The following is an 11,443-nucleotide window of genomic DNA, read 5'->3' on the forward strand; positions in this document are numbered from 1 at the left end:
CAATTTGGTTGATGTAGGAAATTGAGTTAAAGTATAATAGAATTAACTGATTAATGATCGGGGATGTCAACAGAGGAGGAAACATAGTGAGTAAAAGAAAAAATGACTCCATTCGCATTATACCTTTAGGGGGAGTCGGCGAAATTGGAAAGAATATGTACGTGGTAGAGGTAGATGAGGATTTATTCGTCATTGATTCCGGTTTAAAGTTCCCAGAGAACGATATGCTTGGGATTGATGTCGTAATTCCCGATTTCTACTTTTTAGAAAATAATAAGGAGCGAGTACGTGGGATTTTCCTTACTCATGGGCATGAAGATGCTATTGGGGCGTTACCTTATTTACTGCGTAAAATTAAAGCACCTGTATATGGGACAAAATTAACATTAGCTTTAGCTAAAGCTCGAATAAAGGAATTGAATCAAAAGGTAGAAGGAAAGTTCTTTACGATTCATTCGAACTCCAGATTGTCATTTAATAGCGTCAATGTTACGTTTTTTAAGACAACCCATAGTATTCCCGATTCAGTTGGGATCGCGATACATACATCAGAAGGAGCCATCGTCCATACGGGTGAGTTCAAATTTGATCAATCTGCAACGGGATTCTATCGCCCGGATATTGGGAAAATGGCTCAATTAGGCGAAAAAGGTGTTCTTTGTCTATTATCTGATAGCACAGAAGCTGAAAGACCAGGATTTACAACTTCAGAAAGTGTGATTTCAAGACAGCTTTCTGATGCGTTTCACTCTGCAAAGGAACGTATTATTGTCTCTTGCTTTTCTGCTAATCTCATTCGTATACAGCAAGTGTTCGATGCAGCTAAAGAAACAAACCGTAAAGTGGCGGTAGTAGGTAAAAGTTTAGAAAAGTATATGAAGTGGCACTTAAGCTTGGATACTTAGAGGTGGATGAAACGAGTATAATTCCAGTTTCTGAAGCAAAAGAGCTTCATCCTAGTGAGGTTGTTATTTTAGCTACAGGTAATCAAGGGGAGCCATTAGAAGCCTTGCAAAAAATGGCAAGTGGTACCCACAAACTAATCTCCATTGAAGAAGGAGACACGGTGTTTATTGCCGTTGCACCATCACCTTCTATTGAATTAATGCTCTTTAAAACAGTTGATGCCGTGGCGCGAGCAGGTGCGAATGTATTGACCTCAAGTAAAAAAGTGCATGTTTCAGGTCATGGTAGTCAAGAAGACTTAAAAATGATGATTAACTTAATTAAGCCAAAGTATTTTGTACCTATTCAAGGGGAATTCAGAATGCTTAAAAGTCATGCCACTCTAGCAAGCTCGCTTGGTATTGAACATAACCATATTTTCTTACTGGAGAAGGGTGACGTCCTAGAATATTCTGATGAAAGAATGAAAGTTAACGGACGAGTGCCGACGGGTAATGTTCTGATTGACGGACTTGGAGTAGGAGACATTGGAAATATCGTATTACGCGATCGTCGTTTACTATCACAAGATGGAATCCTAATTGTAGTCATAACACTTACGAAGCAAAATCGTATGATTGTTTCTGGTCCTGAGATTATCTCTAGAGGCTTCGTGTATGTTAGAGAGTCAGAAAAGTTAATGGCTGAGTCTGCAGATCTTGTTCGTGAAATTGTTAACCAAAATCTTCAACAGCAATCTGTTGAGTGGGCAACGATTAAACAAGATGTTCGCGATAAATTAAATTATTTCTTATACAACAAAACAAAACGTCGTCCAATGATTTTACCAATCATAATGGAAGTATAAAATTAAAGCTGCTCTTAAAAGTTAAAATTAGACTTTTTAGAGCAGCTTTTTTATAAAAATGATCTGCTATTTCCTTCTGTTTAGAATTATCGTTCTTTCTTCATCCATTCTGCAACCGGAGAACCCATCTCTTCTAAATGTTCAATAATCCGTTCTCGTCTTTCAGGTGAATGATCTTGGCTCATTTTTATGATTCCTTCCATCTTTGAAAGGGAGAGCTTAAACCCAAGGATAGCAGATTGTAACCTATCAAAATATGCTGGATCGACTACATCATAGGTGTATGTACTAGTTGGAGGTTCATGGTCAGATAATAATTGCTGCAGAGAATCTTTTAGTTCAAGTGGATTTAATTTTTGTGCCACTCCAGAGACATGTACAGCAACATAGTTCCAAGTTGGAACGGTGTCCTGTTTTTCATACCAGGATGGAGAGATGTAACTTGAATCACCTTGAAATACAACCAAGACAGGCTGATGGATAAGGCTGTCTGCCTGTTTATTATGTAAAGCGATATGGGAGTGTATTTCATTTTTAGATGAGTCTACGATAAAGGGTAGGTGTGTTGCGATTGGCTCATCATTGTGTAAGGAAAACAGGGTAGCAAACGGATAGGCCTTGATGATTTCAATGAGTTTTGCTTTATCATTTGATACGTAATCTTTGTTTGAATACATGAGACCCTCCCAAATTTTTTATACATATCCAGTATACCGTATTTCGTTGAATGAAAATATCTCTTCCGTTGATACTAAACGTATCAAGTAAGAAGGGGTGTCTCATAGTGGATCAGTCATTTTTTATGAATCAATCTCCGGATAAGAATACAGGTAAGGAAGAAAAAAGTTCATCACCCTCTCCGCTTATGGAGAAAATACAGCAGCTTGGTCAAACGAATGTCCCTCAAATGTCTAATGACTCTAATATACACTGCTTAACCATAGTTGGACAGATTGAAGGGCATATGCAGCTACCACCTCAAAATAAAACAACCAAATACGAGCATATGATACCTCAGTTAGTCGCGATTGAACAAAATCCAAAAATAGAAGGACTCCTCGTTATTTTAAATACGGTGGGCGGGGATGTAGAAGCAGGATTAGCCATAGCTGAGATGCTTGCTTCATTATCAAAGCCAACGGTTTCCATTGTCTTAGGAGGTGGCCATTCTATTGGTGTGCCGATAGCGACAGCATGTGATTACTCCTTTATCGCAGAAACAGCCACAATGACCATTCATCCGGTTCGACTTACGGGTCTCGTGATAGGAGTTCCACAAACCTTTGAATATATGGATAAAATGCAAGATCGTGTAGTTAAATTTGTAACAGGTCATTCTAATATTTCAGAAGAAGATTTTAAAGATCTTATGTTTGCAAAAGGGAACTTAACGCGTGATATTGGTACAAACGTAGTAGGTGATGATGCTGTTAAATATGGACTCATGAACGAAGTGGGTGGGTTAGGTGCTGCCATGAAAAAATTAAATGAGCTTATCGAACAATCAAAAACAGAAGAAGAGAGGTTAATTCAATGATCTTACATACCGTCGTTCCTTATGAGTTAATTTTTCCAACGGAGTCATCGAGGTTTTTATCTCAAAAAATGGTCACCTATAATGGAATTCCGCTTTTAGTTCAAGAAGATCAACAAGGATACCGAATTGTGAGAATTATGAGTAGCAATCCGATGGATTACATGAGCCAAGACATGTGTCCAGGTGAATATTTGTCCATGTAGTTCATTACATGGAGTAATGATTATGATATACTAATACTAGAACAGCAGCCCATGTTGGCTGCTGTTTACTTTCGATTACAGGAAGAATGTAAGTTTATTATAATAGATTTAGGTGATGGTATGGCTAAAAGAAAAAGACGATCTAGAAAAAAAACGAATGCAGCTTCAAACGACCATAAAATTTGAATTAATCGGTATCATTCTTATTGCCTTGAGCATCATTTCCATTATGGAAGTAGGTGCAGTGGGAAAAGGATTGGTGTTATTTGCGCGCTTCTTTTTTGGAGAATGGTTTATGATATTATTTGCAGGAGCCATTGTATTTGCATTGTATTGTATGATAAAACGGCAGATTCCACCCCTCTTATCCGTAAGAATGATGGGAATCTACCTTGTTTTAACTGCACTACTACTATTAAGTCATGTTCAGCTTTTTCAGCTGCTCACTAACCAAGGGTTAGTGGATACGAGCGTGATTCGAAATACATGGAGCTTATACTGGGCAGACGTTAGAGGAAATGTGAGTACACCTGATTTAGGTGGAGGTATGATTGGCGCCGTTTTATTTGCCATGTCCTACTACTTATTTGACAATATTGGGACTCAAATTTTAAGTATTATCTTTATTCTTATCGGATTTGTTCTACTTACAGGAAAATCAATTGGTGATTTCTTTGGAAAAATATTAGGTGGTCTAAGAGATTTTTCAGTCAACCAGTGGCAAGCCTTTATTCAAGATGCTAAAGACTGGAAGGGGCAGCAATCTGCCAAGAAAGAACAGAAAAAAGAAAAGCAGCGTGAACAAAGGCAACAAGAAGCAGAAAATCAATCCCAGGTACCTGTTATTGCTCAGCAAGAACGACCAACTATGGATGACCCGTCACCTGAACCAATTATCTCAAGTTTCTCTCAAAGGAACCGAGATGTAACAGAAGAACCTACACCACTAGAAACCGTGGAAGAAGCACCAAAGGGGAAAGAAAACTCTTCAGAAGAGGCTGTTGTGGTTCCGATGAACTTCAATGAAGTTGAAAATGAAAGCTATGAATTACCTGCAATTGGAATATTAAATAGTCCTTCAGAAACAGACCAGAGTAATGAATACAAGTTAATACATACAAACGCTGCAAAACTAGAACGCACCTTCCAAAGCTTTGGTGTAAAAGCAAAAGTCACTCAAGTACATTTGGGCCCAGCTGTCACAAAATATGAAGTTCATCCTGATGCTGGTGTTAAGGTGAGTAAAATTGTGGGATTAACGGACGATTTAGCTCTTGCGTTAGCAGCAAAAGATATTCGAATTGAGGCCCCTATACCAGGGAAATCAGCCATAGGAATTGAAGTTCCAAACTCTGAGGTTGCGATGGTCACACTCCGTGAAGTGTTAGAAATGTATCATCATGATAAAAACTCTAAGCTTTTAATTGGGCTAGGTAGAGATATCCAAGGAGATGCAGTTACGGCCGAATTAAACCGTATGCCCCATCTTCTCGTAGCAGGAGCAACGGGAAGCGGAAAAAGTGTGTGCATCAATGGGATCATTACAAGTATATTAATGAGAGCAAAGCCACATGAAGTGAAACTTATGATGATTGACCCGAAAATGGTTGAATTGAACGTCTATAATGGTGTCCCTCATCTCCTAGCACCTGTTGTAACAGAACCCTAAAAAAGCATCTCAAGCGTTAAAGAAAGTAGTGAATGAGATGGAGCGACGTTATGAACTTTTCTCCCACACAGGAACTAGAAATATTGAAGGCTATAATGATCACATTAAAAGACATAATGCTGAGTATGAGGAAAAACAACCTGAACTACCATTTATTGTCGTCATTGTAGACGAGTTAGCCGATCTCATGATGGTAGCATCCAACGATGTAGAAGATAGCATTACACGATTAGCCCAGATGGCAAGGGCAGCAGGAATTCACTTAATTATTGCGACACAACGACCATCCGTTGATGTTATAACAGGGGTTATTAAAGCAAACATTCCGTCTCGCATCGCGTTTGCTGTATCTTCGCAAACAGATTCAAGAACCATTTTGGATATGGGTGGAGCGGAGAAGCTACTTGGAAAAGGAGACATGCTATTCTTCCCTATAGGTGCAAGCAAGCCTGTTCGTGTCCAAGGTGCCTTTCTTTCAGATCAAGAAGTAGAAGATATTGTGGACCATGTTATTGAACAGCAAAAAGCTCAGTATCAAGAAGAAATGATCCCTTCAGATGATGTAGATGAGCCGCAAGAAGAGGTAGAAGATGAACTATATGATGATGCCGTTCAACTCGTCGTTGAAATGCAAACCGCTTCGGTCTCCATGCTTCAACGCCGTTTTAGAGTAGGCTATACACGTGCAGCCAGATTAATTGATGCTATGGAACTTAGAGGTGTAGTCGGCCCGTATGAGGGAAGCAAACCACGCCAAGTGTTAATTCAATCGATAAATGATGAACAAACTTCATAAATGGGAAAAGTGTCTCTTTGATAAGGAGGCACTTTTTTAGGTTTGGTTGGAGTTATACTATTTTCTTGTGTTAAGGGGACAGGGACCTTGTCTTCTACCTTAGCTAATCTAACGAACCCTAGGATTGGACTTCCCCCCTACCACTAAAATGCTAAAACGGATTTAATAAAAAACAAAAAACCTTGATTAGAAGCTCAATGCTTATAACTAAGAGTTAGCAGGATTTTATTTAAGGATCAAGTCCTTCAGCAGGACAAAGTCCCTGTCCCCTCGTCCGTGGAGATTATTTATATATTCCAAGAAAAAGAGGAAATGAGCTTGCTTGGGGAGAAAAAATGGAACAAGAAAAGTTCTTAGAGATAGAGATCGAAGTATTTACTGTAACTTTATTAATGGGATTTCTAAAGAACAACTAGCAACAGATTATCATCTTTCTATCAAGAGTATTGAAAGGATTATAAATAAAGAAAAAGAATAATTTTCTTCAAAATGCCTTATGTAAAAGTATGACTCACATAAGGTATTTTTTGTGTTGTCTCTAAATTACTACATAACTGTAAATTAGGAAGCGTAGGATGTCCACGGAGTATAAAATAAGTGTAAGTAAAGAAAGGGGGCTGAAGATTATGATGTATAAACTTAGGAAGAGAACAAAAGAAGATGTTAAAGAGTTCATTACTTGGACTTTTGATGGTGTATATTCTTTTTATGATAATAATATTCAAGAGGAAAAAATAAATGGATTTCTTGAAAGTGTAGATTCTGCTAATTATTATTCAGTCATTAATGATCAAGGTAACTTAATTGGGAACTGTGAGTTCTTTAATGTTGGGGAATCTCCTGAAGAAGTTATAGCGGTAGGTGTGCAAATGAAACCTTCTCTGACTGGAAAAGGGAACGGTTTAAGGTTTGTACAAGCAATAATCGAACAAGGGAGAGAGCTTTTAGGATATGACCACTTAGAGCTGGCCGTTGTTGACTTTAATAAACGAGCAATCAAAGTTTATGAAAAGGCAGGCTTTAATACAAAGGGAAACTTTCAAAACGATATTAGAGGGAAAGACTATAATTTCATCATAATGGAAAAGGATTGGTAAAATACTTCCTTATGTTATTCAAGTAAAGGGGGCTTATTCGGAATAGGGTAAGCTTCTTTTTTGTTTAAATTTTCCTTGAGTAAGCTGCTCAATTTTGAAATAATTGGTATTAAGTTAAAGGGCAGGTTAATTTTAATTCGCCCTAAACAAGACAAAACTCTTATTAGATTAAGGGAGGTAATTATTGATTGAAGATAATTAGAAATAAATGGTTCTTAATAGTAGTTATGTCTGTTATTGTTCTATTGATTACTTTATTTTTTCTTTTATTTATAACAAACGTTCACAACTGACAAATTCTCATGTGACAAAAAGTATTAGTATGGCAGGTATGGTTATAGAAGAAAAACACCACTATATTGAACCAGGAAAATATGTTGAAATGTGGATTATTGGATATAACGGATATGAAAATGAAGAGCATCGTGAGCGGTATAAAATTTTCATCGAAGAATCAATGGTTTATAACATTATTGAAGAAGGAGAACAATATATGGTTACAGCATCATCGTTTAGAAAAGATGAAGAGTTTGGTTATGCCTATAAATTACAGCAATTAAGTAATCAAGAGGAGTACCAATTGACAGGTAAGGGGCGTATTAAGTAACCTTTCTTCAAATTGCTTGTTCGAGTAAAGGGCAGAAGAGTTGAATAAGATTTTTTGAAGGTGACTATACAGAAATGAGGATAAAGAATGGGGATATTTTTTAAGAAGATGTCTGAAAAGGAAACAAAGAATTGGAAAAAAGGGTGTGTTGTTGGCTTTTATGCTTTCTTAATAGCATTATTTATCAATCAAATATATTACAATTTTTTTAACAGTTACTTCCTTTCCAACTTTTCTGTGTTTTGGATTGGGTTGATATCTGCTTTTGCTTGGTCATTTATTCTAAATGTGAAATCCGTAAAAAGGAAGGGGAAATAGTATGAATACCATCATGTTTTGTTAAGCTGACGGGGCAACCCTCCATTATGGGTTGTCACTTCTTTTGTTGAATTCCTTATTTATCTATATGGGGAAGTTAATGAATTAGAGGAACCTAATTCTTTTTAGTTCGTAAATAAAGTGAGTGTTCGTAGAATACTCAATTTTGTTAAGTGAGGAGTTGCAAAAATGCAAGTAATTCTAACAAGTATTTTTTCAGCTATAATAATTTTCATTACTGTTTTTTCTATGGTTAAGGTATTAAGTATAGCCTATAAAAGAAAAGAAATTTCGAACTTAAAATATAGAATTTTAACAGCTTCATTCATATTGGTAGGTATGTTAATTGCTTCTATTTTACCTTTTGGTTATCAAAAAGTATTTGAAATAATCACCTAATTATTGAATATGTGAAAAAGTACACTTAAAGTAACGGGGGCGTTTACTGAATAAGCAACCTCCCTGTTGTGTGAGTATCGAGTAGCATTGGTTAACATTGAAAAAAGTAAAGGGTGTTTAACGTGATTACTTTTGAAAATAATGAAATAGATAAATGGAAGATTGAACTAGAAATTATGAATTCAAACTCTTCCTATAATCAGATGTCTAAAAATAAAAGCACTATTAACTACGATGATATCCTTTCTGAATATGAAGAATCCAAGAAGTTAAATACAACTCGACTGCTAATCAAGCAGGGGAATAATTACATAGGATTAGTGGATTATTGTATAAATAATCCCTCAGATAATACTCCTTGGATTAGTTTATTTGTAATTCATAAGCAATTTCAAGGGGAAGGGAATTCACTTGGAGTATTTCAACAATTAGAAGACCTTATTAGAAAAGAAGGTAAGAAAAAATTACGTTTGGCAGTCCATAAGGAGAATGAGAAAGGAATATTGTTTTGGACCAGGTTAGGTTTTAATAAGTTTAAAGAAGTAATTTTCGAAGGAAAACCACACTACTGTTTAGAAAAGAATTTATAAAGTCTTGTTCAACAATCGGGGGCGTTTGCTGAAGAAGCACAGCTGCTCTATATTCAAGTAACAGGGTTAGAAAAAATTAAACTAAAGATGAAATATAATGAAAAAAACACTCTCAAAAAATATCACTGGGAATCAAGGGGACGGTTCTAGCGATTCTTTTTTAAGAATATTGAAATTTTAGAATCAAGAGAACCGTCCCCCGACTCCCGGGTGACCTTTTTAATAGATATGAATCTTCACCAGGCTAATATTATGTATCTTACGAGGCATAACTTAGGAACCTATCTAAAAGATATATTCTATTAAAGGGTGGCGCTTCACGAATAAGTAGTGCTCCTTTCTTGTTCCCTTGGTCTATATTCTGGATTAATGTGTTGCCCGAATTAGGTGATTTATAGTCTAAGATCATTTATAGGTGTTTTGGAGGGATATAATATGTCATTAAGGAACAGTAAGTTAGTAGTACTTTTAGTTACAACATTAATAGGATTATTCTTTCTGTTTAGTTTTTTAAATTAGTTCATTTCTTTTAAATGGAAATGATAAAAGAATCAATAAATAAAAAACGAATACAATCCATCGAAAGTCATCAAAATTCGTCTATTGAAATATTAGAGATAAAAGATATAGGTGATCAAAGAATAGTCGCATTTTTAGATAATGAGATGCCTGCTTATATTCACTTTGTTAAAAATAAATACGGTAATTATGAGTGGAAGGGAACTGAAAGAAGAGAAGGTTCACTTTCTAACTTTTTAATTCATAACAGGTCTGCAGAGGATGACCTTTTTCATGTATTATTATTGGTTGTTACAACGAAAGAAAATGAAATTTCGAAAATGGAGTTAGCTATAAATGGAGAAATTTTTGAAGAAGAAGTAAACATCAAAAAAAAATACTACGATATGGATAGAGTTACCGGTGGCAAAAGAAATGAGTCTTACCTATAAATACTTCGATAAGAATGGAAAAGTAATTGATTGACTAAAACAAATTATATTTATTCCATATAAGTGCGCAATTATCTAACATTGCGTTTTCTTTGTATTTAATAAAGGATTGTACGATCTGAATGAATTTGAAATAATTGGTATTAAGTAATCACGATGTAGAACTGAAGAAGGAGTCTATTTGTTTTTCGTAGAGTAATGATAAATATTAAATAGATTAAGTGGGTGAGATTATGGAGGTAAGGTTAGAAAAAGCAACTGATAGAGATGCACAATATATTTTTGATATTTAGGTTAAAGCTTTAAAGGTTTAGAGGCTGCTGATCCTTTCTTACTGTTCATATTATTAATGATATTCCACAAACGGGCACTTTTCAATTACTAGAAGAGTGCCTTTATTGTTGTCTAAATTCACATGGATAAATATGATATTGCCTAACTACTAAATATTTGAAATAATTGGTAGTAAGTTAGAGATCAGATCTGTTTTATAAGGAATAAAGATATGTGAAAGGATGATGTATAAAATGAAAACGAGTAATAAAGACATTAGGAAAGTAATTCAATGGGTTGCTTGTGGTATTTCAATTATGACTCCTTTAGTCTTATTGCTGACCATGTTGTTTAATACAGCTTTATCAAGGGAGACAATGACATTCGTCATGTCAATTGGTTTTGGATTATCTATTTGTCTGTTGATTTCTTCATATTTTTTTGAAAAGAAATCTTTGTAGAGGAATTTTACAAAAGGGCAGCATTATTTAATATGGAAAAACAAATATGTGCAAATAAGTGTTACATCGATAACTATAAACAATTAGGGTAAGTAGAGTATTTGAAAAACCGAGTTTCTTAATGATATAACAATCCTTGCGATATTCAAGCGCAATTATCTAACATTTCGTCTTTATTGTATTCAAAAAGGATTGTAAGATCTAAATTAATTTGAAATAATTGGTATTAAGCAATATGGCAGCAGTAATTGAAGAAGGCGTTAGGTGAAAATTAACATAGATATTGTTCAAGGATGTACTAATGATAGATTGCTTTGTAAGTATATTGTATTGACGAAGGGAATTTTCAATGACGGCTCATTATTTTATCGCAACATTAAAACCTATTCCTGAATATCACACAAGTGAAAATAATTATGCATTTCTAAATGGTGAAGCGTACAAGGAAAGTTTGCCCTTTACCCTTCCTTAAATTTATGAACTTGGAGGGGATGATATTAAATTTATTACATTCTTGGACTCATTGATGGAAATAGGGGACGTTGTAGAGCTATATATATTTGAGGAGGGAAGACTGGGTTATCCCTTATCACATAATTATCCAGAAGAGTCCAGAACAATTAACCTTCTTAAAAAAACTTAACAAAGATGAATACGGTGAATATCAATTAAACTCAAAAAAATAGGAAAGAAGAGCTTTCTAGACGAACTATTGCATCAAAACGAAGTGTTACCACATTCGTGAAATATTAGTATTAGTGACTTGATGTTTTCACAGGTGTTATTGGGG

The 11,443-nt window shown here is 35.2% G+C and carries 10 protein-coding genes and 2 pseudogenes; 11 read left to right on the forward strand and 1 reads right to left on the reverse strand.

Translation table 11 applies throughout. The features are described from left to right. Positions 1-86 precede the first annotated feature (86 nt). Positions 87-1,753: pseudogene (locus M44_RS21670) on the forward strand (ribonuclease J). A gap of 86 nt (positions 1,754-1,839) precedes the next feature. Here M44_RS21670 and M44_RS08510 read toward each other — a convergent pair. Then, positions 1,840-2,430 (reverse strand): FMN-binding negative transcriptional regulator, encoded by a 591-nt coding sequence (locus tag M44_RS08510; protein WP_010172695.1) that lies wholly within the window; start codon positions 2,428-2,430, stop codon positions 1,840-1,842. A gap of 125 nt (positions 2,431-2,555) precedes the next feature. On the opposite strand from M44_RS08510, the gene M44_RS08515 reads away from it, so the two are divergent. From M44_RS08515 to M44_RS28860, 10 genes and pseudogenes are all read left to right on the forward strand, one after another. Next, positions 2,556-3,290, forward strand: coding sequence for a ClpP family protease (locus tag M44_RS08515; RefSeq protein WP_029326802.1), 735 nt, complete (start codon positions 2,556-2,558; stop codon positions 3,288-3,290). Continuing rightward, positions 3,287-3,493, forward strand: a complete 207-nt coding sequence (locus tag M44_RS08520; protein WP_010172697.1) for a YlzJ-like family protein — start codon at positions 3,287-3,289, stop codon at positions 3,491-3,493. Before M44_RS08515 ends, M44_RS08520 begins: the two co-directional genes overlap by 4 nt. Positions 3,494-3,613: 120 nt before the next feature. Next, a pseudogene (locus tag M44_RS21675) lies at positions 3,614-5,958 on the forward strand (DNA translocase FtsK). Positions 5,959-6,280: 322 nt separating this feature from the next. Then, positions 6,281-6,436 carry a Mor transcription activator family protein gene (locus M44_RS29895; protein ID WP_154098058.1) on the forward strand — a complete coding sequence of 52 codons (156 nt, stop codon included), beginning with the start codon at positions 6,281-6,283 and terminating at the stop codon, positions 6,434-6,436. A 148-nt stretch (positions 6,437-6,584) separates the two neighbouring features. Next, positions 6,585-7,055, forward strand: coding sequence for a GNAT family N-acetyltransferase (locus M44_RS08535; RefSeq protein ID WP_010172699.1), 471 nt, complete (start codon positions 6,585-6,587; stop codon positions 7,053-7,055). Positions 7,056-7,377: 322 nt separating this feature from the next. Next, positions 7,378-7,662 carry a hypothetical protein gene (locus M44_RS08545; RefSeq protein WP_010172700.1) on the forward strand — a complete coding sequence of 95 codons (285 nt, stop codon included), beginning with the start codon at positions 7,378-7,380 and terminating at the stop codon, positions 7,660-7,662. Positions 7,663-8,169: 507 nt separating this feature from the next. Then, the gene (locus tag M44_RS08555) at positions 8,170-8,379 is read left to right on the forward strand and encodes a hypothetical protein (RefSeq protein ID WP_010172702.1); all 210 of its coding nucleotides are present in this window, start codon (positions 8,170-8,172) and stop codon (positions 8,377-8,379) included. A 122-nt stretch (positions 8,380-8,501) separates the two neighbouring features. After that, positions 8,502-8,969, forward strand: a complete 468-nt coding sequence (locus tag M44_RS08560) for a GNAT family N-acetyltransferase (RefSeq protein WP_010172703.1) — start codon at positions 8,502-8,504, stop codon at positions 8,967-8,969. Positions 8,970-9,502: 533 nt separating this feature from the next. Then, positions 9,503-9,919, forward strand: coding sequence for a hypothetical protein (locus M44_RS08565; protein ID WP_010172704.1), 417 nt, complete (start codon positions 9,503-9,505; stop codon positions 9,917-9,919). Positions 9,920-11,002: 1,083 nt separating this feature from the next. Further along, positions 11,003-11,125: a hypothetical protein gene (locus M44_RS28860; protein ID WP_272941186.1), complete on the forward strand. Its 123-nt coding sequence runs from the start codon at positions 11,003-11,005 to the stop codon at positions 11,123-11,125. Positions 11,126-11,443: the final 318 nt, after the last annotated feature.

It is taken from the genome of Bacillus coahuilensis m4-4, from assembly GCF_000171615.1.
GTDB lineage: Bacteria > Bacillota > Bacilli > Bacillales > Bacillaceae_K > Bacillus_T > Bacillus_T coahuilensis.

Coding starts and splice junctions, on each gene's coding strand:
- M44_RS08510 (WP_010172695.1), bottom strand. CDS start 2,430: ATGTATTCAAACAAAGATTACGTATCAAATGATAAAGCAAAACTCATT.
- M44_RS08515 (WP_029326802.1), top strand. CDS start 2,556: ATGAATCAATCTCCGGATAAGAATACAGGTAAGGAAGAAAAAAGTTCA.
- M44_RS08520 (WP_010172697.1), top strand. CDS start 3,287: ATGATCTTACATACCGTCGTTCCTTATGAGTTAATTTTTCCAACGGAG.
- M44_RS08535 (WP_010172699.1), top strand. CDS start 6,585: ATGATGTATAAACTTAGGAAGAGAACAAAAGAAGATGTTAAAGAGTTC.
- M44_RS08545 (WP_010172700.1), top strand. CDS start 7,378: ATGGCAGGTATGGTTATAGAAGAAAAACACCACTATATTGAACCAGGA.
- M44_RS08555 (WP_010172702.1), top strand. CDS start 8,170: ATGCAAGTAATTCTAACAAGTATTTTTTCAGCTATAATAATTTTCATT.
- M44_RS08565 (WP_010172704.1), top strand. CDS start 9,503: ATGGAAATGATAAAAGAATCAATAAATAAAAAACGAATACAATCCATC.
- M44_RS28860 (WP_272941186.1), top strand. CDS start 11,003: ATGACGGCTCATTATTTTATCGCAACATTAAAACCTATTCCTGAATAT.